The organism is Xanthobacter flavus, assembly GCF_017875275.1.
Lineage (GTDB): Bacteria > Pseudomonadota > Alphaproteobacteria > Rhizobiales > Xanthobacteraceae > Xanthobacter > Xanthobacter flavus_A.
Genome location: NZ_JAGGML010000001.1, coordinates 1,448,202 through 1,471,173, shown reverse-complemented (window position 1 = coordinate 1,471,173; position 22,972 = coordinate 1,448,202). Strand labels below are relative to the sequence as shown.

General features: G+C 69.7%; 20 protein-coding genes. 9 read left to right on the top strand and 11 right to left on the bottom strand.

All coding sequences use genetic code 11. From position 1 onward, the window contains the following. Positions 1-427: 427 nt before the first annotated feature. Positions 428-2,161 carry a ubiquinone-dependent pyruvate dehydrogenase gene (gene poxB, locus J2126_RS07165; protein WP_209485225.1) on the top strand — a complete coding sequence of 578 codons (1,734 nt, stop codon included), beginning with the start codon at positions 428-430 and terminating at the stop codon, positions 2,159-2,161. Positions 2,162-2,340: 179 nt separating this feature from the next. Continuing rightward, positions 2,341-3,489: an alkene reductase gene (locus tag J2126_RS07160; RefSeq protein WP_209485224.1), complete on the top strand. Its 1,149-nt coding sequence runs from the start codon at positions 2,341-2,343 to the stop codon at positions 3,487-3,489. A gap of 140 nt (positions 3,490-3,629) precedes the next feature. Here J2126_RS07160 and cydB read toward each other — a convergent pair whose 3' ends face one another. From cydB to J2126_RS07120, 8 genes are all read right to left on the bottom strand, one after another. Beyond that, on the bottom strand, positions 3,630-4,664 hold the full coding sequence (gene cydB, locus J2126_RS07155; protein WP_209485222.1) for a cytochrome d ubiquinol oxidase subunit II: 1,035 nt from the start codon (positions 4,662-4,664) through the stop codon (positions 3,630-3,632). Positions 4,665-4,666: 2 nt separating this feature from the next. Continuing rightward, on the bottom strand, positions 4,667-6,085 hold the full coding sequence (locus J2126_RS07150; protein ID WP_209485220.1) for a cytochrome ubiquinol oxidase subunit I: 1,419 nt from the start codon (positions 6,083-6,085) through the stop codon (positions 4,667-4,669). 2 nt (positions 6,086-6,087) lie between these two features. Beyond that, positions 6,088-8,385 (bottom strand): FdhF/YdeP family oxidoreductase, encoded by a 2,298-nt coding sequence (locus tag J2126_RS07145; protein ID WP_209485218.1) that lies wholly within the window; start codon positions 8,383-8,385, stop codon positions 6,088-6,090. A 249-nt stretch (positions 8,386-8,634) separates the two neighbouring features. Then, positions 8,635-9,534 carry an efflux RND transporter periplasmic adaptor subunit gene (locus tag J2126_RS07140; protein ID WP_209485216.1) on the bottom strand — a complete coding sequence of 300 codons (900 nt, stop codon included), beginning with the start codon at positions 9,532-9,534 and terminating at the stop codon, positions 8,635-8,637. Further along, positions 9,531-9,737 (bottom strand): DUF1656 domain-containing protein, encoded by a 207-nt coding sequence (locus J2126_RS07135; RefSeq protein ID WP_209485214.1) that lies wholly within the window; start codon positions 9,735-9,737, stop codon positions 9,531-9,533. Before J2126_RS07135 ends, J2126_RS07140 begins: the two co-directional genes overlap by 4 nt. A gap of 22 nt (positions 9,738-9,759) precedes the next feature. Beyond that, positions 9,760-11,784: an FUSC family protein gene (locus J2126_RS07130; protein WP_209485211.1), complete on the bottom strand. Its 2,025-nt coding sequence runs from the start codon at positions 11,782-11,784 to the stop codon at positions 9,760-9,762. A gap of 116 nt (positions 11,785-11,900) precedes the next feature. Further along, complete coding sequence (locus J2126_RS07125) at positions 11,901-13,028, bottom strand: FAD binding domain-containing protein (protein ID WP_209485209.1); 1,128 nt, start codon at positions 13,026-13,028, stop codon at positions 11,901-11,903. An 18-nt stretch (positions 13,029-13,046) separates the two neighbouring features. Next, positions 13,047-13,823: an SDR family NAD(P)-dependent oxidoreductase gene (locus J2126_RS07120; RefSeq protein ID WP_209485207.1), complete on the bottom strand. Its 777-nt coding sequence runs from the start codon at positions 13,821-13,823 to the stop codon at positions 13,047-13,049. A gap of 259 nt (positions 13,824-14,082) precedes the next feature. On the opposite strand from J2126_RS07120, the gene J2126_RS07115 reads away from it, so the two are divergent. The 7 genes from J2126_RS07115 (at position 14,083) to J2126_RS07085 (ending at position 20,886) form a co-directional block, all read left to right on the top strand. Then, positions 14,083-14,598: a peroxiredoxin gene (locus J2126_RS07115; RefSeq protein ID WP_209485205.1), complete on the top strand. Its 516-nt coding sequence runs from the start codon at positions 14,083-14,085 to the stop codon at positions 14,596-14,598. After that, positions 14,595-15,137, top strand: coding sequence for a DsbA family protein (locus J2126_RS07110; protein ID WP_209485203.1), 543 nt, complete (start codon positions 14,595-14,597; stop codon positions 15,135-15,137). Before J2126_RS07115 ends, J2126_RS07110 begins: the two co-directional genes overlap by 4 nt. A 147-nt stretch (positions 15,138-15,284) precedes the next feature. After that, the gene (locus J2126_RS07105) at positions 15,285-16,421 is read left to right on the top strand and encodes an MFS transporter (RefSeq protein ID WP_245327759.1); all 1,137 of its coding nucleotides are present in this window, start codon (positions 15,285-15,287) and stop codon (positions 16,419-16,421) included. Between the two features lie 35 nt (positions 16,422-16,456). Further along, positions 16,457-17,635 carry a lipase family protein gene (locus J2126_RS07100; protein ID WP_209485199.1) on the top strand — a complete coding sequence of 393 codons (1,179 nt, stop codon included), beginning with the start codon at positions 16,457-16,459 and terminating at the stop codon, positions 17,633-17,635. Between the two features lie 214 nt (positions 17,636-17,849). Then, complete coding sequence (locus J2126_RS07095; protein WP_209485197.1) at positions 17,850-18,686, top strand: alpha/beta fold hydrolase; 837 nt, start codon at positions 17,850-17,852, stop codon at positions 18,684-18,686. 157 nt (positions 18,687-18,843) lie between these two features. Then, complete coding sequence (locus J2126_RS07090; RefSeq protein WP_209485195.1) at positions 18,844-20,484, top strand: Na+/H+ antiporter; 1,641 nt, start codon at positions 18,844-18,846, stop codon at positions 20,482-20,484. A gap of 114 nt (positions 20,485-20,598) precedes the next feature. Further along, entirely contained in the window at positions 20,599-20,886 is a 288-nt protein-coding gene (locus J2126_RS07085; protein ID WP_209485193.1) for a hypothetical protein, read from the top strand. A gap of 157 nt (positions 20,887-21,043) precedes the next feature. On the opposite strand, the gene J2126_RS07080 is transcribed toward J2126_RS07085, so the two are convergent. The 3 genes from J2126_RS07080 to J2126_RS07070 form a co-directional block, all read right to left on the bottom strand. Beyond that, the gene (locus J2126_RS07080) at positions 21,044-21,559 is read right to left on the bottom strand and encodes a Dps family protein (RefSeq protein ID WP_209485191.1); all 516 of its coding nucleotides are present in this window, start codon (positions 21,557-21,559) and stop codon (positions 21,044-21,046) included. A gap of 281 nt (positions 21,560-21,840) precedes the next feature. Then, complete coding sequence (locus tag J2126_RS07075; RefSeq protein WP_209485189.1) at positions 21,841-22,221, bottom strand: response regulator transcription factor; 381 nt, start codon at positions 22,219-22,221, stop codon at positions 21,841-21,843. A 104-nt stretch (positions 22,222-22,325) separates the two neighbouring features. Beyond that, entirely contained in the window at positions 22,326-22,964 is a 639-nt protein-coding gene (locus J2126_RS07070) for a response regulator transcription factor (RefSeq protein WP_209489944.1), read from the bottom strand. Positions 22,965-22,972 lie beyond the last annotated feature (8 nt).

The window sequence follows — 22,972 nt, the reverse complement described above, 5'->3', positions numbered from 1 at the left end:
CGTCGATTTTGCCGCCGCGCGAACAGGCGCGGAAACGCAGGCACCTTGCTATTTATCATTCGATCAAATAACTCATGTGACGACGCCCGCGTCAAGGCGTGCCGCGACGTGCGCCACAGGGAGGGACGGGCAATCATGAAGGCGGGCTTCGCCTCGTTCGCAGTCATCGGGTCTCGCACGTGATGCATTGCACAAATCGCCGCGATCTTGCCAAGCGAAGGGGCCGGTCTCTTGTCGATTAGTCCGGTCGCCTTGAACGATCATGGTCGTGGGCGCGATGGCACCGGGCGGGTTGCTGCGCCATCCCTTCGGTGTGAGAGGTGATGGCTGCGACCCGGGACGGGAAACGCCAACGCCGGCGCGATCGTCCAAGCCTGCCGCCGCCTGCCGCTGACACTGTCATGCAGGATGCAGAAGGAGTTTGCGAATGGCACGCAAGGTTGCGGATCTGATGGTCGATATTCTGGCCGGCGCCGGCGTCGAGCGGATCTTCGGCGTCGTCGGCGACAGCCTGAACGGTCTCACCGATGCCCTGAGGCGCCATGGCGGGATCGACTGGTTCCATGTGCGCCACGAGGAAGCGGCGGCCTTCGCGGCGGCGGGCGAAGCGCAGATCACCGGAAGGCTCGCGGTGTGCGCCGGCTCCTGCGGGCCGGGCAACCTGCATCTCATCAATGGCCTGTTCGATGCCCAGCGCAGCCGCGTGCCGGTGCTGGCCATCGCCGCGCAGATCCCCTCGGCGGAGATCGGCGGCGGCTATTTCCAGGAGACGCACCCGCAGTCGCTGTTCGCCGAATGCAGCGTCTATTGCGAGCTGGTGTCCGACCCGCGCCAGCTGCCCTATGTGCTTGAGAACGCGATCCGCGCGGCGGTCGGCAAACGCGGCGTGGCGGTGGTGGTGATCCCCGGCGACGTGGCGCTGCGTCCCGCGCCCGAGCGCGGCCCTTCCGCCCCCGCAGGCCTGCTGCCGCCGGCGCCCGTCGTGACCCCCGCCGATGCGGATCTCGACGCGCTGGCGGACCTGCTGAACGGGGTGGAACGCGTCACCCTGTTCTGCGGCCGGGGCTGCGCCGGCGCCCACGCCGATCTGATGGCCCTCGCCGAGACCCTCAAGAGCCCCATCGTCCACGCCCTCGGCGGCAAGGAGTGGGTCGAGTACAACAACCCCTACGACGTGGGCATGACCGGCTTCATCGGCTTCAGGTCCGGCTACGACGCCATGCATTCCTGCGACCTTCTGCTGATGCTGGGCACTGATTTCCCCTACAAGCAATTCCTGCCCACCGGCATCCGCATCGCGCAGGTCGACATCCGTCCCGAGCAGCTCGGCCGGCGCTGCAAGCTCGATCTCGGCGTGGTGGGCGACGTGGGCGCGACGCTCCGGGCGCTTAAGCCGCGCCTCAACGTCAAGGACGACCGCAGCCACCTCGATACAGCGCTCGCCGCCTACAAGACCTCCCGCGAGGGCCTCGACAGCCTCGCCACGGGCACGCCCGGCAACAAGCCGATCCACCCGCAGTATCTGGCGAAGATGCTGAGCGACACGGCCGACGAGGACGCCGTGTTCACCTTCGACGTGGGCACGCCGACCATCTGGGCCGCGCGCTATCTGAAGATGAACGGCCAGCGGCGGCTGGTGGGCTCCCTCGTCCACGGCTCGATGGCGAATGCCCTGCCGCAGGCCATGGGCATCCAGGCCGCCCAGTCGGGCCGGCAGGTGATCTCCTTCTCCGGCGACGGCGGCCTCACCATGCTCATGGGCGAGCTGGTGACGCTGGTGCAGACGAAGACGCCGGTGAAGGTCGTCGTCGTCAACAACGGGGTGCTCGGCTTCGTGGCGCTGGAGATGAAGGCCGGCGGCTTCCTGGAGACGGGCGTGGACCTCGAAAATCCAGACTTCGCCGCCATGGCGCGGGCCATCGGCATCCACGCCATCCGGGTGGAGGATCCGGGCGACCTGCCGGGCGCGCTGGACGACATCCTCGCCCACGACGGTCCCGCGCTGCTCGACGTGGTGACCGCGCGGCAGGAACTCTCCATGCCGCCCACCATCGCAGCGGAGGAGGTGGAGGGGTTCAGCCTCTGGCTGATCCGCGCGGTGATGAGCGGGCGCGGCGACGAGGTGATCGACCTCGCCGAGACCAATCTGCTGCCGCGCTGATGCGCCAGCCCACCGCCCGGCCTCAGGTCGGGCGGCCCATTGATGTCTGTCGCCGGCGTCTCCTCGTGGGGCGCCGGCGTGTTCGTTTGCCTCCCGGTTCCGCACGTCCGGCGCGCAAAGACGCCTCACGCGCGGTGCCGGCCATATCCAGGAGAACGCACTTGCCAAGGAGAACGCCCATGCCCACCTTGTTCGATCCCATCCAGCTCGGCGCCATCGCGGCGCCGAACCGCATGTTCATGGCGCCGCTCACCCGCGCACGCGGCACGCGCCAGCATGTGGCCACCCCGATCATGGCGGAGTATTACGCCCAGCGCGCCAGCGCCGGCCTCATCATCTCCGAGGCCACCGGCATCAGCCGGCAGGGCACCGGCTGGCCCTTCGCGCCCGGCATCTGGAGCGACGAGCAGGTCGCAGCCTGGCGGCCGGTGACGGAAGCGGTGAAGCAGGCCGGCGGGCGCATCGTCTGCCAGCTCTGGCACATGGGGCGGATCGTGCATCCGAGCTTCCTTGATGGGGCCAAGGCGGTTTCCGCCTCGGCCACCACGGCGCCCGCCTATGCCCACACCTATGACGGCAAGCAGCCCCACGCCGAGGCGCGCGCCCTCGACGCGAGCGAGATTCCCGGCCTGCTCGACGACTATCGCCGGGGCGCGCGCAACGCCCGCCTCGCCGGGTTCGATGGCGTGGAGATCCACGCCGCCAACGGCTATCTCATCGACCAGTTCCTGCGCGCCTCGGCCAATCACCGCACGGATGCCTATGGCGGCTCCATCGAGAACCGCGCGCGGCTGCTGCGCGAGGTGACGGAGGCGGTGGCCGGCGAGATCGGCGCCGACCGCACCGGCGTGCGCCTCTCGCCCAACGGCGAGAGCCAGGGCGTCAACGATCCCGATCCGGTGCCGCTGTTCCGGCACGCGGCGAAGCTCCTGTCGGAGATCGGCATCGCCTTCCTCGAACTGCGCGAGCCGCCGCCGGACGGCACCCGGGGCAAGCCCGACCATCCGCCGGTGCATCCCGAGATCCGCGCCGTGTTCGACGGGCCGCTGGTGCTGAATTCCGATTTCGATGGCGCCCGCGCCGCTGCCGCGCTGGAGAAGGGCGAGGCCGACGCCATCGCCTTCGGACGGGGCTTCCTCGCCAATCCCGACCTGCCCGCCCGTATCCGGCGCGGCATCCCGCTGGCGCCGGACCAGATGGAGACCTGGTACACGCAGGGGCCGGAGGGCTACATCGACTACCCCACCGCCGACGCGGCGCTGCTGGACGAGGCGCTGGAGGAGACTTTCCCGGCCTCCGATCCCGTCGCCACAGGCGATTTCCGATAGCTGCGTAGAACGAAGGACTCGGCGATTTTCGCCTGGCCCTTCATCTCAATCTGCCCACCAAAGAAAGACGCCCCGCGCGATGACCACCATCGCGCTGGGCGTCTCTGTTTCGGCCGGGCCTGTCAGGTGAACAGTGCGGATCAGCCGTAGCCGCCGTGCGCGCCGTCCGCCTCGTGCTGCACCTTGCCCCGGAAGATCCAGTAGGCATGGGCCTGATAGGCCAGCACCACCGGGATGATGACCATGACGCCCACCCCGAGGAAGGCGAGCGACCGGGGATCGGACAGGCCGTCCCAGACGGTGACCTGACGCGGCACCACATAGGGCCACAGGCTCACCACGAGGCCGAACAGGCCGAGGGCGTACAGCACGAGGGCGAGCGCGAAGGTCTGAGCCTCGCGGCCGTTCCAGATCGCCCACCAGATCCACGCGATCACCGCCACGGTGAGGAGCGGCACGGGCGCGAGCCAGAACAGGTTCGGCAGGGCGAACCAGCGCGCCGCGACCTCGGGCACGCTCCAGGCGCTCCACAGGCTCACCAGCAGCATCATCGCCGCGGTGAGGATGAGCGCCGCCCGGGCGATCTCCCGGCCGAACACCTGCGTCGGCCCCTCCGCCTTCCAGATGAGCCAGCCGGCGCCGATGAGCGCATAGCCGCCCACGAGGCCGATGCCGCACAGCACGCCGAGCACGCTCAGGAAGCTGAAGGCGCCGCCCGCGAACATGCCGTTCTCCACCGGCACCCCGTCGATGAGCCCGCCGAGGATGAGCCCCTGGCAGAAGGTGGCGAGGAGGGAGCCGGCGAAGAAGGCGGCATCCCACACCGGCCGGAACCGTGTCGCCTGCAGGCGGAAGCCGAAGGCGACGCCCCGGAAGATCAGGGCGAACAGCATGAACATGATGGGCAGATAGAAGGCCGGCAGCAGGATGTAGTATCCGGCGGGGAAGGCGGCGAAGAGCAGCGTGCCGCCCATCACCAGCCACGTCTCGTTGCCGTCCCAGACGGGCTCGATGGAGGCCATCATCACGTCGCGGTCCTGATCGCGCGGGGCGGCGAGGAAGAGGATGCCGACGCCGAGGTCGAGCCCGTCCGCGAGCACGTAGACGGTGACGCAGAAGAGGGCGGCGGCGGCGAAGAGGAGCGGCACATGGTCCGCCTGCATCAGCTCGGTCATGGTCAGGCCTTCGCTTGTCCGGCGCCGGGGACGGGCGACGGAAGGGTGGGGGAGTTGGTGAAGAGGCCGACGCTGGTGCGCTCCATGCCGGGGCGCTCGGCCACCTCGGGCGACGTGTCGGTCGGGCCCTTGAACGCCACCCGTCCGGCGAACCAGAGGAAGGCGAGCAGCAGCAGATTGTAGACGGCGAAGAAGATGAGGAGGCTGGTGGTCACCGCCCCGGCGGCGACCGGGGCGACGGCATCGGCGGTGCGCAGCACGCCGTAGATGATCCAGGGCTGCCGGCCTGCCTCCGTCACCGTCCATCCGGCCAGCACGGCGACGAGGCCGAGGGGGGTGGTCGCCATGGCGACGTATTGAAACCAGCGGGTGTCGTAGAGCCGGCCGCGCATCCGCAGCACCAGCCCCGTCACCGCCGTCACCAGCAGCAGCATGCCGATGCCGGCCATGATGCGGAAGGCGAAGAACACGATCGGCACGTTGGGCTGGTCGGCGGGCGGCACCGCCTTCAGGCCCTGAACCTCGCCGTCCCAGCTGTGGGTGAGGTAGAGGCTGGCGAGGTGGGGGATTTCGATGGCGTAGAGGTTTCTCTGCGCCGCCATGTCGGGCCAGGCGATCACCGTCATGGCCGGGCCGCGGGTGGTGTCCCACAGGCCCTCCATGGCGGCGAGCTTGGTCGGCTGCTCCACCAGCGTGTTGCGGCCGTGCAGGTCGCCGATGAAGATCTGGAGCGGCGCCAGCACCAGGGCCAGCCACAGCGCCATGGAGAAGGCGGTGCGCGAGGCCGCCACATGCCGGCCGCGCCACAGATGGAAGGCGGAGACGCCTGCGATCATGAAGGCGCAGGTGAGGAAGCTGGCGCACACCATGTGGGCGAGGCGATAGGGGAAGGACGCGGTGAAGATCACCTGCCACCAGTCCACCACATGGAAGATGCCCCCGGCATCCGCGACGGCGCCGGCCGGGGTCTGCATCCAGCTGTTGGCGGCGATGATCCAGGTGGTGCTGATGAGCGCGCCGCCCGCCACCATGAGGCAGGCGAAGAAGTGCGTTCCCCTCGACACGCGGGATTCGCCGAACAGCATGATGCCGATGAAGCCCGCCTCCAGGAAGAAGGCGGTCATGGTCTCATAAGCGAGGAGCGGGCCGAGCACGTTGGCGACGGAGCGCGAGAAGCCGGCCCAGTTGGTGCCGATCTCGTAGCTCAGCACGATGCCGGTCACCACGCCCATGCCGAAGACGAGGGCGAACAGGCGCATCCAGAAGCGCATGAGGTCGCGATAGACCGTCCTGCCGGTCCGCCACCACAGGAAGCTGAGGAGCGTGACGAACCAGGCGGTGCCGATGGTGAGCGTCGGCCACAGGATGTGAAAGCCGACGGTGAAGGCGAATTGCAGGCGCGAGAGCGCAAGGGCGTCCATGGTCATTTCGCTCCGGTGGCGGGGGCGGATTTCACGAGGCGCACGGGGACGCCCTTCGAGGCCGGGGTGAAGCTCTGCGGGTCGTGCGCGTAGAGCGGCACGAGGGGGTTGGTCTCGGGGTAGTAGGCCGCGCAGCTCGCCTCCGGGAACGGATGGAGCACGACACGGAAGCCGCGCACCGCGCGCTCGATGCCGTCGGTGGAGAGGGTCACGATGTCCACGCGGTCGTCGGGCTTCAGCCCGCGCTTCTCCATCTCGGTCTCGCCAAGGAAGATCACGTCGCGCGCGCCATGGACGCCGCGATAGCGGTCGGAGAGCGAATAAAGCGTGGTGTTGTACTGGTCGTGGCTGCGGATGGTGGTGAGCCAGAGCGGGTGACCGGTGACGCCGGGGTCCTCGCACAGGCCCTCGCAGACGATGAAGTTCGCCTTGCCCGAGGCCGTCGCCCAGATGCGCTCGCGGGCGGTGGAGGTGAGGTGGAAGCCGCCCGGCTCCTGGATGCGGGCGTTGTAGCCCTGGAAGATGGGGAACACCGCTTCGATGTCCTCGCGGATCCGCGCGTAATCCGCCGTCAGCGCCTCCCAGTTCACCCTGGACCGGCTGCCGAGGGTCGCCCGCGCCATGCCGGCGATGATCGCCGGCTCGCTCTTCAGATGCTCGGAGGCCGGCGGGTTGTGACCCCTGGAGGCGTGGACCATGGACATGGAATCCTCCACCGTGACCGACTGCGGCCCGCTCGCCTGCATGTCGATCTGGGTCCGCCCGAGGCAGGGCAGGATCAGCGCGTCCCGCCCGTGGACGAGGTGGCTGCGGTTGAGCTTGGTGGCGATGTGGACGGTGAGGTCCAGCCGGCGCATGGCCTCCTGGGTCAGCTGCCAGTCCGGAATGGCGGCGGCGAAATTGCCGCCGAGGCCGATGAACACCTTCGTCTCGCCCCGCAGCATGGCCTCCAGCGCGGTGACCACGTTGTGGCCGAACGCGCGCGGCGGGGTGAAGCCGAAGCGCGCCTCGATGGCCGCGAGCAGCGCGTCGGAGGGCACTTCCGTGATGCCCACCGTGCGGTCGCCCTGCACGTTGGAATGGCCGCGCACCGGGCAGATGCCGGCGCCCTCGCGCCCCACATTGCCCTTGAGCAGCGCGAGATTGGCGATCTGCTGCACGTTCTTGGTGCCATGGCGATGCTGGGTGATGCCCATGCCGTAAACCAGGATCGCCCGCTCCGCCCGCATGTAGGCCTCGGCCGCCGTCTCGATGTCGGCGCGGGCGATGCCGCTCTTGCGCTCGATATCCTCCCAGTCGGTCGCCGCGAGGTCGGCGACGAGGGCGTCGATGCCGGCGGTGTGGCCGCGGATGAAGTCCCAGTCGAGCACCGGCGCCAGTTCTTGCGCGCGGGCCGCCTCATCCGCCGCCACGAGGTGCTTCATCATGCCCTTGAGGAGGGCCACGTCGCCGCCGACGCGCACCTGGAAGATGCGCGAGGAGATGGGCGTGGAGGTCAGCGTCGCCATCTCCACCGGGTTCTGCGGCGCCTGGAAGCGCTCCAGCGCCCGCTCGCGGAAGGGATTGAACGACATGATGGTGGCGCCGCGCCGCGATGCGTTGCGCAGCTCGCTCATCATGCGCGGTGAGTTGGTGCCGGGGTTCTGGCCGAAGATGAAGATGCAGTCCGCCCGCGCGAAATCCTCCAGGAGCACCGTGCCCTTGCCGACGCCGATGGACTGGGGCAGCCCGACGCTGGTCGCCTCGTGGCACATGTTCGAGCAGTCGGGAAAGTTGTTGGTGCCGTATTCGCGGGCGAAGAGCTGATAGAGGAAGGCTGCTTCATTGGAGGCGCGGCCAGACGTGTAGAAATCCGCCATGTTCGGATCGGACAGGGCATTGAGATGCCGGCCCACCAGAGCGAAGGCCTCCTCCCAGCGCACCGGCACGTAGCGGTCGCTTGCCGCGTCGTAGCGCATGGGGTGGGTGAGGCGGCCTTCCATCTCCAGCTCGTAATCGCCGAGGGCGCTGAGCGCGGTGACGGTGTGGGCGGCGAAGAATTCGGGCGTGCAGCGCTTCGTGGTCGCCTCCCAGGCCACCGCCTTGCCGCCGTTCTCGCAATATTCGAAGGGCGAGGTGTGCTTGGGGTCGCCCCAGCCGCAGCCGGGGCAGTCGAAGCCGCCCGGCTGGTTCATGCGGGCAAGGGTGGCCATGCCGGACACGGCGACGTGCTGCTCCACCAGCGCGCTGCCCATGGCCTTCAGGGCGCCCCAGCCGCCGGCGGGCTCGTGATAGGGACGGATGGTTTTCGCGATGCCCATGGGCGGCTCCCGCAGCAGGGGTGAGAGGCTCTTGCGCGCGTCTTGCTCGACGGCGCGCGTCGCCGGTTCGGAAGTAACCGGAAGACGAGCCAATGATGACCTGCGGGGTCGGCTGCAATAAATGGGCTTCACATATGTCCGGCGCATACCTTGGTATGGCGCGGCACAGTCATTTCGGGGAAAGATCAGGACACGGGAAGCGGACGCGGCCCGCCCGTTGCGGGGCAGGCCGTCCCTGCGCGCCGGCGATCATTTGCCGGTGATGGTGACCGTCGCGGTGAGCCCGGCGGAGAGGGTGACAGACGGCGGCACGGGATCGAGCGCGATGCGCACCGGCACGCGCTGGGCGAGGCGCACCCAGGTGAACACCGGGTTGACCGAGGCGAGGCCGGAAACGTCCGGCGCCACATTGGGGATGGCGATGCCCCGGCCGATGCCGCTCACACGCCCGGTGAGGGGCGCGCCATAGGCCATCAGCGCCACTTTCGCCGTGTCGCCCAGATGGATGCCGGAGAGGACGGTTTCCTCGAAATAGCCGTCCACCCAGAAGCTGTCGCTGTCCACCACGGAGAGGGCGCGCTGGCCGCTGATGCCGTAGTCGCCGACCTGGGTGAGGAGGTTCGTGACATAGCCGTTCACCGGCGAGACGATGCGCGTGCGGCTGAGGTTCAGCTTCGCCTGGTCGCGGTCGGCGAGCGCCTGCTGATAGGCCGCCACCGCCATGTCCGCCGAGGCCGCGAAGCTCTCCTTTTCCTCTTCCGAGGCGGCGATGGCGCTGAGCTTCGTGCGGCGCTCCGCCTCCGCCTTCTTGTTCTCGAGATCGGCCTTGGCGCGGGCGACGGCGGCCTCGGCGCTGGCGAGGGCGTTCTGGTAGTCGGCGGGCTCGATGACCATCAGGAGATCGCCCTTGTGGACGAACTGGTCGGCCTTAACCGGCAGCTCCACGATGCGCCCCGAGATCTGCGGCGCGACGGTGACCACATAGGCCCGCACGGTGCCGTCGCGGGTCCAGGGGGTGGTCATGTAGGTCTCCCACATGCGCCATCCGAGCGCCCCGGCGACGCCCACGGCGGCGAGGGTCACAAGCACCCGCGCGAGGCGGGGCAACAAGGAAGCGCGCTTCCCGGCGGGCAATTCGATGGCGCTCATGAACGGGCTCCCATGGTAAGCACGGTGAGGGACAGCACGATCACGTAGATCGCGAGGGTGAAGAGGGCGGGGTGCCACACCACACGGGACAGGCCGATGCGGTTGCCGAGCATGATGAGCGGCATGGTGATGAGCCATGCCACGGCCATCATCGCCACGAAGGGCGAGAACAGCACGCCGAGGACAGACAGCTCCGAAAACATGATCCGGCTCCGTGTTGTGCGGTCAGGACGCACGGGCGCGCTGGCGCGGGGTGTCATCGAGACATTCCGCGAGGGCGTCGAGCGTGCCGATGAGGGTTGCGAGCTGCGCCCGTATCTGCGTGGCGGCGGGCGTCGCGGCCGCTTCGTCCAGCCGCGCCGCCAACTCGGCACAGGCGTCGCGGGCGGCAGCCGGGCGGCCATCGCCAAGCGCGACGCAGGCGCCGGTGACGAGCTGTTGCCCGTCTTCATCCGGGAGCGCGGCGCGCAGGAAGATGATGGCGCGGCCGAGCGCGAACAGGGCCAGCAGGCGGCGGGCCTCATCGTCGCTCGCCTGCGGCGGCAGGTCTTCCGCGCGGCGGGTCATCAGCGCACGCCAGCGCACGGCATCGCCGGGTCGCGCCCGCGCCGCCAGCCGCCGCACGTCGCGCACGGACAGGGCGAGGAGGCGCCGCGTCCGCGTCTGCGGTGACAGCACCGGCAGGATGATGAAGCAGACCAGCCCTGCGGCGGTGCCCCCGACGATGGTCAGAGCGCCATTGAAGAACGCGGACGGATCGTAGGCGATCGGATTGCCGATCTGAAGCATCGGCAGCGAGGTGACGGCCATGGCGAGGAAGAGGGTCGGGTGCCAGCTCCCCGCCTGCATGAAGCCGATGGGAACCATCAGCAGCACCAGCATCGTCGCCAGCCCGGCGAAGGTGGAGAGGAAGGGCAGGACGCCGAAATAGAGCACGCCGCCGACCACCGCCATCAGGACCGAGCCGATGGTATAGTCCACCGCCAGCGCGCGCGTCTGGTCGCCGGCCGCTCCGAAGATCAGGGTGGCGATGGCGACGAACGCGATGGCGAGTGGCCCTTGCGGCCAGGCGGTGAAGATGGCGAACGCCGCCGCCCCCGCCACCGCCGTGAACACCCGCACGCCGCTGACGATGGCCGGCAGCGGATCGCCGATGACGACGGCCCGGGGCGCGAACTGCACCCGCGTCGCCCGCGCGCCCTGAAGCAGGGCGATGCTCTCGGCCATCTCCTCAAGGCTGGCGGCGAGGGTGCGGGTGGCGTCCAGAAGCACGGTGGTCCGCCGGTCGCCGGGCGGGATGGCTTCGATGGCCTCCAGCGCCGCGCGGCAGGCATCGCGGAACCGCTGCGGGTCGGCGGCAAGGGTGCGGGCATCGAGCCGCGCGAGCACCGCGTCCAGTTGCGCGCGCGCCGCTTCGCCCGGAGCGCCGGGGACATCCGCGACGCGGGCGATCTCCTGCCACGCCAGCACCGCGTCCATCAGACGGGCGGAGGCGCGGCGCAGATTGCCGCCGCGGGACCGCAGATAGGAGGAGTCCGCGATGGCCGCGTCCGTCGCGAGGTGAAGCGGGCCGAGCGCGCGCAGGAGGTCCCTGAACCTCCCGCGCTGCCCGGCCGCCTCTCCCGGCGCGACGAGGGTCGCGCGGAAGCCCCTGGAAATCTGCCCGGCGGCCTCCTGCAGCAGGTCCGCGAGCCGCCGGCTGGCCGCGCCGAAATCGGTGAGCAGGATGACGAAGACCGTCGCGCCGATGCCGATGCAGATTTCGCTCACCCGGATGAGCGAAAGGAAGAACGCCGAGGTCGGATCGCTGATCGTATCGGCGAAGACGACGGACGCCGTGAAGCCCGCCAGCGCCGCGGCATAGGAGGCGAAATTGCGCAGCCCGACGACGGCGACGCCGCACGCCCCGCACCACACGGCGAGGCTGAGGGCGAGCGCGTAGCGCTGCTGGGCGAACACCGCCAGAAGGGCGATCATGGCCAGCGCGCCGACGATGGTCCCGATAATGCGCCAGCGCCCCTTCTGAAGCGAGGTGCCGAGATTGGGCTGGCAGACGATGGCGGCTGTCGTCGCCGCCCAGAAGGAATTCTGAAGTTCCAGAGCATAGGTGATGTAGAGGGCAAGACAAACCGACGCCGCGAGCCGCAACCCGAACACCAGCCTAGGCGCCAGGGGACGAAGGCGCGCCCGCAGCTCCTCGGACCATGCCGCGGGCCGCGTGTCGAGGCTGTCGTGAGAGAGGGAATTCATCGCTGTCGCGCCTGCCGGGCCGAAAGTGTGTGCTGTCAGCATAGGCGTCGGCGCACAGCGCGAAATTATACGCAAGGAAGCGGGGACCTACCTTCGTTTGCCCCTTTCCCATCCCCTCAGCCCAGCGCGCGCCCCAGGCGCTGGCCGTAGGCGACGATGGCGGCGCCCACCGGCAGGCGTGCCGCCGAGTAGGCCGCGAGGGCGGCGTCCATATCCACGCCCATATCCCGCTTTCCGGCGAGCGCATCGCGGAGCGCGAAGGCGTCGCCCGCCGCCTTCGCCACGCCCATGGCGGTGTGCGGGCGGGCCACGAACGCTGCGTCGCCCATGAGCGCGATCCGGCCCGCCACCATCCGTGGGGGTGCGTAATCGAAGATGGCATGAACGAAGGGGCGCGGCTCCGCCGCCACCATGGCCGCGAAGGACGGCGGCAGCAGGCGCGCGGCATCGGCCTTCATCGCATCGGCGACCTCATGGCGCACGCGGCCGGGGGCGAGGGAGAAGGGGCGGCGGGCGCCGTCAATGTCGGTGAGCACGTCACCGAGCGCGTCCTGCGTGTAGCGTCGGTACCAGACCCAATTGTAGCGCCGCCGGCCGGGGGCGATGGAGCCGTCCGGGCCGGGCACGAGATAGCCGAGGATGTGCGAGCCGGGCATCTCGTAGAAAGCGAAGCGGTCGAAGAGCTGCTCGGCCGCCGCCTCGGGCACCTCGGCTTCTGGAATAAGCCCGCGCCAGGTGGCGTAGCCCACATAGGTGGGATGGGACTTGGGGCCATTGACGGCGCCTCGCAGGGTCGAGCCGACGCCATCGGCGCCGATCACGAGATCCGCCCGCTCCTCCCGGCCATCCGCATAGGTCACGCGGGCGCCGCCGGTCATCTGCGACACGGAGACCGCCGGCCGGTCGATCTCATAGCGCTCGTCCGGCAGGAGCTGGCGGAAGGTGCGGAACAGCACGTCCCAGGAGAGCTGGGTCTGCGGCGTGCGCTGGCGGTGGATGATGGCGCCATCCCGGTCGAGATAGATGCGCTCGTGGGCCGTGACACCCACATGGGCGAGATGCTCCACGCCCACCTCGCGCAGGATGTCGAACACCTCGCGCTGAGCGACGAGGCCGGCACCGCGCCCTTCCAGGCCATGCACCGAGCGTTCGCTCACCCGCACGTCGAAGCCGGCGCGGTGGAGCAGCACGGCGGCGAACAGGCCGCCGATGGAGCCGCCGACGATGAGGATGCGCGGGGCCATGGCCTGTCTCTCCGGCGGTCAGACGATGAAGTCGATGACGCCGCCATCGACGCGCAGGGCGGCGCCGGTGGTGGCGGAGGCGAGCGGCGAGGCGATGTAGACGGCCATGTTGGCCACCTCCTCCACGCGCGCCGGCCGCTGGATGATGGAGCTTGGCCGGTGCGCCTTCACGAAGTCGGCGCCGGCCTCCTCCAGCGTCTTTCCGGCCGCCACCGCGTCCTTCAGCATGGCCGCGACACCCTCCGAGAGGGTGGGGCCGGGGAGGATGGAATTCACCGTCACGCCCGTGCCCGCCATGCGCTTGGCGAGGCCGCGCGCGAGGGAGACGTCCGCCGTCTTGCTGACGCCGTAATGGATCATGTCCGCCGGGATGTTGAAGGCGGATTCCGAGCCCAGGAACAGCATGCGCCCCCAGCCGCGCGCCGCCATGCCCGGCAGATAGGCGCGGGCGAGGCGCACGCCGGACATGACGTTGATCGCCCAGTGGCGATCCCAGACGTCGTCATCGGCCTCGAAGAAGTCGGACGGCTGGAAGATGCCGAGATTGTTGACGACGATGTCGAACGCGGACTCGGCCGCAACCAGCGCTGCGGCACCCTCGGCGGTGCCGAGATCGATGGCCCGGCCCCGCGCCGCGCCGCCGATGCGCGCGACCGCCTCCGCCACCTTCGCCTCCGAACGCCCATTGACGACCACCGCCGCGCCGGCCTGCGCGAGGCCCTGGGCGATGGCGAAACCGATGCCTTCGCTCGACCCGGTGACGAGGGCGGTCTTGCCCGTGAGATCGATGTTCATGGCTGTCTCCTGAGGGTGTGCCGCGCCGCGTCCGGCGCCGGGCGCAAGTGGGCCTCATCATGGCCCATAGCCGGTGGGGGAAGATGCGGCGGGTCTGGGGCCGGCTTCTTTCCCAATCGCACGGGCAGGGCGCGCGGCAGCCGCAAGCAAACCCAAGTATGAGCGGCCCAAGCCTATGGCCGATGTCGACCGGCCCGCCTTCTCGGCATTGTCGCTGCCGACATTGGACACCCGCGACGCGGGACGAACGAGGCACCCCATGGCCGATCCGCACGACGCCGCACCCCCCTTGCTGCAGCCGGGACAGGCGGCACCCGACTTCACCCTGCCGGCGACGCCGGACCAGATGCTGTCCCTCGCCGACCTCCGGGGCGCGCCGGTCGTCCTCGCCTTCTATCCGGCCGACTGGAGCCCGGTCTGTGGCGACCAGATGGGCCTCTACAACCAGATGCTGCCGGAGTTTCACCGCGCCGGCGCCCAGCTCGTCGGCATCTCCGTCGATGGCGTGTGGTGCCACGCGGCCTTCGCCGAGGCGCGCAAGCTGCATTTTCCGCTACTCGCGGATTTCGAGCCCAAGGGCACGGTCGCCCGGCGCTATGGCGCCTACCGCGCGCAGGACGGCGTCGCACAGCGGGCGCTGTTCGTGCTCGATGCCGGCGGCATCATCCGCTGGAGCTATCTCTCGCCGCTCGGCCTCAACCCCGGCGCCGACGGCATTCTCGATGCGCTCGACGCGCTCGCCCCCACCCAGAAGCCACAAGGAGCGCAGGCATGACGCGCCGTCTTCCCCCCGTGAGCGCCACCGACACCGTGGCCGGGCCCGCCGACGCGCCGGTGACCCTGATCGAGTATGGCGATTACGAATGCCCCTATTGCGGCGAAGCCTATCCGGTGCTGAAGACGGTGCAGGAAGCGATGGGCGCGCGGCTGCGCTTCGTGTTCCGCAACTTCCCGCTCACCGAGATGCACCCGCACGCGCTGCGTGCCGCGCAATTCGCCGCGGCGGCCGCTGCCTCCGGCGTGTTCTGGGCGGCCCATGACATGCTCTACGAGCATCAGGATGCGCTCGACGTGGCAAGCCTCACCGCTTATGCCGCGCGGCTCGGCATCGAGCGCCGCGTCCTGCAGGCGGCTTTCCAGGGCCAGTATGATGCCCTCATCCAGCAGGATTTCGTGGGCGGGGTGCGGGCCGGCGTGAACGGCACTCCGTGCCTCTTCATCAACGGCGTTCGCTACGACGGCCCGCGCGACCGGGAGAGCCTGATCGCGGTGCTGGAGCAAGCCGCCGCTGCCGCGCTTCACGCACCGGCCTGAGGCCGGATGCGCTGCCCTAAGGAGGCACCCATGATCTTCAAGCAGACATCGACCCTTGGTCGTTCCGCCGCGCCCGATCTTGCCGGCGCGCCCGATCTCGCCGCCGCGCCGCAGCCCGGCGCGCTCGGCTTCGGCGCGACGCTGGCCATGGCCACGGCCGCCGGCCTCGCGGTGGCGAACATCTATTACAACCAGCCCATGCTGGAGCTGATCGAGCAGGATCTGCCCGGCGCCCTGACGGGGGCCATTCCCACCGCCACCCAGCTCGGCTACGCCATCGGCCTCATACTGCTGGTGCCGCTCGGCGATCTCGTGGAGCGGCGGCGGCTCATCGTCGTGCAGTTCGTGCTGCTCGCGGCGGCGCTGGTGCTGGCGGCGGTGGCGCCAACGGCGCTGCTGCTGGTGGCGGCCTCGCTGGTGGTGGGGCTCGCGTCCACGGTGGCCCAGCAGATCGTGCCCCTCGCCGCGCATTTCGCCGCGCCCGAGAAAAGGGGCGCCACGGTGGGCACGGTGATGGCCGGCCTTCTCACCGGCATCCTCCTCAGCCGCACCGTCGCCGGTTTCGTCGCCTCCCACGGCGGCTGGCGCGAGATGCTGTGGCTTGCGGCGCCCATGGCGCTCGCCGGCGCGGGGCTGATGGCGGTGACGCTGCCCGCCAGCAGGCCGGAGCAGCGCCTGAGCTACCACCGGCTGCTCCACTCGGTGTGGCAGCAATGGCTGGATTTTCCGGCACTGCGGCTCGCGGCCATCACGCAGGCGGCGCTGTTCGCGGCCTTCACCGTGTTCTGGACCATCCTTGCCTTCCGCCTCGCCGAGCCGCGCTTCGGCCTCGGCGCCGAGGTGGCGGGACTGTTCGGCCTTGTCGGCGCGGTCGGCATCCTCGCCGCGCCCCTCGCGGGACGGTTCGCCGACAAGCGCGGCCCGACGCTGGCGGTGCTGGTGGGCTCCATCGTCACCCTCGCCGCGTGGGTCGTGTTCGGCGCATGGGGATCGCTCGCCGGGCTGATCGTCGGCGTGATGCTGCTGGATTTCGGCATGCAGAGCGCCCTCGTCTCCAACCAGCACATCGTCTTCGCCCTGCGGCCGGAGGCACGCGCGCGGATCAACACGGTGCTCATGAGCGCCATGTTCCTCGGCGGCGCCCTCGGCTCGGCAACGGCGACGCTGGCGTGGGGCGCGGGCGGCTGGTTCCTGGTGAGCGTGCTCGGCACGGCCTTCGCCGCCTTCGCCGTCGGCCTGCAAGGGCTCGCGGCCCGGCGGCGCCGGTCCGATCCGGCGCGCTGACGGCCGGGCACATGAAGGGTGAAGGAGGCTCCGCCATGGGCACGGGACGCTGTTTCGCCCTTCTTCTCGCCGCGCTCCCCGCCGCCCTGTGGCCGGCGCAGGCGGTCTCGTCCGAGGGCTTCTATGCCATTCCGGACGGCCTGAGGCAGGGACCGCCTGGCGCACTCCTGAAGGCGGAGCCCGTGCCGGCGCCGCCGGGCGCGGGCGCCGCCTATCGCATCATCTACCGCTCGCGCGACCACGCCGGCCGGCCGGTGGCGATCTCCGGCCTCGTCGCGCTGCCGCCGGAGGGTCGCGCCGGTGCGCGCCCGGTGGTGGCATGGGGGCATGGCACGAGCGGCGTCGCGACGCGCTGCGCGCCCTCCCGCGACCCGGCGCAGTCCTTCGCCCGCATCGACGGCCTTTCCGAGCTGATGGCTCACGGCGTCATCGTCGCGGCCACCGACTATGGCGGGCTGGGCGAGGCGGGACAGCATTCCTATCTGCTCGGAGCGAGCGAGGCGCATGCCATGATCGATTCCGTGCGCGCGGTGCGGCACCTGCCGGGCGCCGATGCTGGCGCGCGCTATGTGGCATGGGGCTTCTCACAAGGCGGTCACGCCGCCCTTTTCACCGCCGCCGAGGCCCGTGCCTACGCCCCGGAGCTGCGCCTTGCCGGTGTCGCCGCAGCCGCCGCGCCCACCGAGCTGAGGCGCCTCCTGCGGGACGATATCGATACCCTGCCGGGGCAGGTCGTCGCCTCCTTCGCCGCGTGGTCGTGGGGACAGGCCTACCGGCTGCCGCTCGACGGCATCGTCCGGCCCGCGGCACGGGCGACGGTGGAGCGGATCGCCGCCGATTGCAGCCTCGATCCCCTGGGCGACGTGTCGCTCGGCCTGGCGGCGCTGTCCTACGGCGCGACCGGCTTCCTGCGCTCCGGCGCCGACCGGCGGCCCGGCTGGGACCAGCTGATCGCCCGCAATTCCGATCCGGACCCCAAGGGCGTGCCCGTCTTCTTCGCGCAGGGGAGCCTTGATGCCCTCGTCGAGCCGGCCACCACGCGGGACTATGTGGGGCGCCTGTGCCGGACGGGCACGCCCGTGACCTATGTGGAAGTGCCGTGGGCATCCCATGGCGGGGTGGCGAAGGCCGTGGCGCCCATGGCCGTGTCCTGGCTGCTCGCCCGGCTCTCGGGCGCGCCGGTGCCGGACGGGTGCGTCCGCGCCGGCCGCTGAGGCGACGCGCGCGGCAGTACAAGTTCGGACATCGGACCCAAAGATATGCATTCCCCTATATTGATGGGCTAGACAGTATACCCGCGTATAGGCTCATTCCGCAGCCTCCTCTTCTACAGTGTTCCTGTGTCGGCGCTGGATCTCGGGCCGCGCGTGCCCCGCACGCCGCCGCCACGGAAGACCCATTCTGGAACACAGCAAGAGGACCAGGACCATGCCCTACGTCACCACCAAAGACGGCGTTGAAATCTTCTACAAGGATTGGGGTCCGAAGGAGGCGCAGCCCATCGTCTTCCATCACGGCTGGCCGCTCTCCTCGGACGACTGGGACGCGCAGATCCTGTTCTTCCTCCAGAAGGGCTTCCGGGTGGTCGCGCACGACCGTCGCGGCCACGGCCGCTCGGCGCAGGTGAGCGACGGCCACGACATGGATCATTACGCCGCCGACGCCGCCGCCGTGATGGAACATCTCGATCTGAAGAACGCCGTCCACATCGGCCATTCCACCGGCGGCGGCGAGGTGGCCCGCTATGTGGCGCGGCACGGCCAGCCGCAGGGGCGCGTGGCGAAGGCGGTGCTGGTGAGCGCCGTGCCGCCGCTGATGGTGAAGACCGCGACCAATCCAAGCGGCACCCCCATCGAGGTGTTCGACGGCTTCCGCTCCGCGCTCGCGGCCAACCGCTCCCAGTTCTTCATGGATGTCGCCTCCGGCCCCTTCTACGGCTTCAACCTGCCCGGCGCGACGCCGGTGCCGGGCGTGATCCAGAACTGGTGGCGGCAGGGCATGACCGGCGGCGCGAAGGCGCATTACGACGGCATCAAGGCCTTTTCCGAGACCGACCAGACCGAGGATCTGAAGCTCATCGCCGTGCCGACCCTCGTGATGCACGGCGATGCCGACCAGGTGGTGCCCATCGACGACGCCGCCCGGCTGAGCGTGAAGCTGCTCCAGAACGGCACGCTGAAGGTCTATGCCGGCTATCCCCACGGCATGCTGACCGTCCACGCCGATGTCATCAATCCCGACCTGCTGGCCTTCGTGAAGGCCTGACGGGCCGATGCGCGGCGGTGCGGGCCCTTCCGCACCGCCGCCGCCCGCCGGCTCTCAAAACTTCAGACGAAACCTTGCGACTGAGCGCGCCACCCGCGTGCGGCATGCATGCTCCAGGCCGGCGTGCGCACGGCGCCGAGACAGGCCGGTGGTGCGCATGACCGACATTCGCTACATCCTCGTTCTGCTGGCCGGCGTCGTGCTCACCAATTGGGTGGCGCGCGTGCTGGGCGATCGCGTGGCGCTGCCCCTCATCCAGGTGGCCGTGGGCGCCGCGATCGGCTCCCTCACGAGCTTCGGCGCCACGCTGAAGCCGGAGCAGTTCTTCCTCATTTTCCTGCCGCCGCTTCTGTTCTTCGATGGCTGGCGCGTCTCCAAGACGGACCTTGCGGCGAACGCGCCGCTCATCCTTTCCATGGCGCTGGGGCTGGTGGTGGCGACGGTGGGCTGCGTCGGGCTGATGCTCCACTGGCTCATCCCGGCGATGCCGCTCGCCGTGTGCTTCGCCCTTGCCGCCGTGCTCTCGCCCACAGATGTGGTGGCCGCCGGCGCGGTGGCGCGGCACATTCCCATTCCGCGCGGCGTGCTGCGCCTTCTGCAGGGCGAAGCGCTCTTCAACGATGCGGCCGCGCTGATCTGCCTGCGCCTCGCCATCGCCGCGGTGGTGACGGGGACGGTGCCGGTGCTTTCCTCCCTCGCCGCCTTCGCCTGGGCCGCCGGGGGCGGCATCGCCATCGGCATCGCCTTCAGCTGGATGGTGGCGACCGCGAAGGCCTTCATGGTGCGCCGGGTGGGAGAGGACACCTCCGGCCAGATCCTCATCAGCCTGCTCATTCCCTATGGCGCCTATCTGCTGGCGGAAGCGGCCGGCAGCTCGGCCGTGCTCGCCGCGGTGGCCGCCGGCATGATGATGAGCCGCATCGAGGTTTCGGGCCGTGCGCTGCCCCTCACGCGGCTGCGGCGCGTCGCGGTGTGGGAGACGCTCCAATTCACGCTCAACGGCATCATGTTCCTCCTGCTGGGAGAGCAGATGCCCGGCATCCTCTCCGGCGCGGCGCGCAGCATCGCGGAGGGCGGGCACCATGCGGTGGGGTGGCTCGGGCTCTATGTGGCGGCCACGGTGCTCGCGCTCGCGGCCCTGCGCTTCGCCTGGGTGCTCGCGGCGCTCTCCTGGTGGCCCGCCGGCGGACGGCGCGGGGAACCTAGCACCACGCCCCACTGGCGCTCGGTGGCGGTGATGGCGTTCGGCGGCGTGCGCGGCGCGGTGACGCTCGCGGCCGCCCTCAGCCTGCCGCTGGTGGTGAAGGACGGCGTGCCGTTTCCGGCGCGGGATCTCGCCGTGTTCATCGCGGCGGCGGTGATTCTGGTCTCCCTCGCCCTCGCCAATGTGGCGCTGCCGGTCCTTCTGCGGGGCATCGAGCTGCCGCCGGATGTCGCCGATGCGGAGCAGGAGCGCGCGGCGCGCGCGGCAACCTTGAAGGCGGCGCTCGATGCGCTCGCGGATACGGCGCAGACGCAGACGGCGGGCACGCCGCCGGTCGCCATGATCGTCGCCGACCACTACCGGCACCGCCTGGAGCAACTGGAGGCGGAGGGCATCGACGGCGGAACCGCCGCCTGGCCCGAGGAGCGGCGCATGCACCTTCTCGCCATCCAGGCCGAGCGGCGCTCCATCGTCAGCCGCGTCCGGCAGCGGCTCATTCCCATCGATCTGGCGCACAGGCTCCTGCGGGAGACCGACGCCGAGGAGGTCGCCCTGCCCATCGGGCCGGGCCGCGCAGATCGCGGAGATGTCTGATAAACCCACGTATAATTCGGCAAGACAACCATATCCCTGGGATGAATTTCTGTTCGATACCGGGAAGGAGATGCGAAATGTAAAACATGATCATCGACAACAGAGGAGGTTCTCATGTCTGCGAATTCGAAGTTCATCATGGCGTTCGGTGCTCTCGCCTTCGTGGTGGCCGGCGTTGCGGGCACCGCCCGCGCGGACACCAGCTTCCCCACCGAGGCGCGCGGCGAAACCACTTTCTTCGATGCCCAGCCGGCGCCGGTGGCCCAGCCCTTCGACATCTTCCAGCTGCCTTCGCCCGCGAAGCTGCGGGCCATGAACGCGGCCCGCCCGTTCATCGGCCAGCCGGCCCAGCCCGATCCGCACTGGGGTCCGGCCCAGGATGCCACCTCGCCGGGGGCGTGAGCCTTCCGCCATGATCTGGAACGATGAGGCCGGCGCCCACAGGGTCGCCGGCCTTCTCGCGTTCGGGGCCGGCAAAGGCGCACGTCCGTGCGGGCAAAAAAAGGCCCGCCGGGGATGCCGGCGGGCTCAGTCGGGGAGGAAGGGGAGGGCGGGGAAATCAGCGGGTCCGGGTCGCCTCGAAGAGGAACCACACGCGGCGTTCGGCCTCGTCGATCCAGACCTCGATGAGGCTGGTGGTGGCGACATCGTTGTAGTTCTCGCACACCACATGGGCCTCGCGCAGGAAGGTGATGAGGCGCTTGTTGTCGTCGGCCAGCTCGGCCAGCATGTCCTCGGCGGTCACGAAGTCCGCGTCATTGTCGGCGAGGCGCTGGAGGCGGGCGACATGGCCCACGGAGCGCAGCGTCGTGCCCCCCACCTTGCGGGCCCGCTCGGCGATGGCGTCGGTGGTGGCGAAGATCTGGTCGCCGTGCTCATCCAGAAGAAGATGGTAATCGCGGAAGTGCGGGCCGGACATGTGCCAGTGAAAATTCTTCGTCTTCAGATAAAGCGAGAACATATCCGCCAGAAGAACGGTCAGCGCGCCGGCGATGTCGCGGGTAGCGTCTTCGCCGAGATCGGTGGGGGTCCGCAGGGGCGCCTGCTGGCGCAGCTTCGCAATGGTCTTGTCCATGATCGTCGTCCTATGTGAAAGGCAGAAGGAAACCGGTGCGCGGCGGAAGTGCCGGGGCGACCGCTCGGTAACGGGTCACGGCGATCACCATAGGATCGTGCGGCGAATGAAAGTATTGGGCGCTCGTTTGCCCGCATCATACGAGGGTATGGGGGCCGCCGGGCTGCCGGGGCGCGGGCCCTCGGGCGCGGGCGCGCGAGCCCCCCGCGAGGGCCGCCACTGCGCGGGTCCATGTCAACGAGAGGGAAGGGGGCAGAACGGGGAGGCGGGCGCGTCGGCGCTCAGCGGCGCGGGGCGGCCTGCAGCGCGCGATCGATGCAGTCGATCATCTCGTTGCCGTCGAACGGCTTGGCGAGGAATCCGAAGGCGCCGGCCTCGTCCACCTGGCGGCGGATGCGCTCCTCGGGAAAGGCGGTGATGAAGATCACCGGCACCGGGTCGCCTTCGGCGCGCAGCCGGGACTGAAGCTCGACGCCGCTCATGCCGGGCATCTGGACATCGGTGATGACGCACGCGGTCCCGCTGCGCTCCGTGGACCCGAGGAAATCCTCGGCGGAGGCGAAGGACCGCGCGCCGAAGCCAAGGGAGCGGACGAGGCTCTCCGTGGCGATGCGAACGGATTCGTCGTCATCGATGATCGTTATGGTCGGCGCGCGTGACACTCGGGGCACCTCAACGTGCAATCCTCGGCACGGACGTTCGCACCGGACTGACCCTATATAGCCTGCGGCTTGCCCAACCCGGAATCATACAGACGTTTGCAATTCTAGCTTTTTGCACTCAGCCCCAGCGCCTCCGCCATCCGCACCAGATCGGCGAGCGAATGGGCCTCCATTTTCCGCATGACGTTACCGCGATGAATCTTCACGGTAATTTCGCTCAGGCCCACCTCGCCGGCAACCTGCTTGTTCATCAGGCCGGAGGTGACGAGCGCCATGATCTGGCGCTCGCGCTCGGTCAACGTATCGTAAAGGGCGCGCAGCTTCGAGGAGGAGGCACGCTCGGCGCGGCGGCCGCGGTCGATCTCGATGGCAGCCGAGACCGCGTCCAGCATGTCCTGGTCGCGGAACGGCTTGGTGAGGAAGTCCACCGCGCCCGCCTTCATGGCGCGCACGCTCATGGGAATGTCGCCGTGCCCGGTCATGAAGATGATGGGCAGCTCCATGTCCGACCGCGCCAGCTGGGCCTGGAAATCGAGCCCGCTCACGCCCGGCAGGCGGATGTCCAGCACCAGGCAGCGCGGCGCATCCGGCAGCTTGGCGGCGAGAAGCTCGGCGGCGGAGGCGAACAGCGCCACCTCCAGCCCGATGGAGCGGAACAGGCTGGACAACGCCTCACGCAGGCTGGCGTCGTCGTCCACGACGATCACGACGGGGGCGCTCGGGGGCGGCGCCGGGCGGGTCAGCGGTCGAC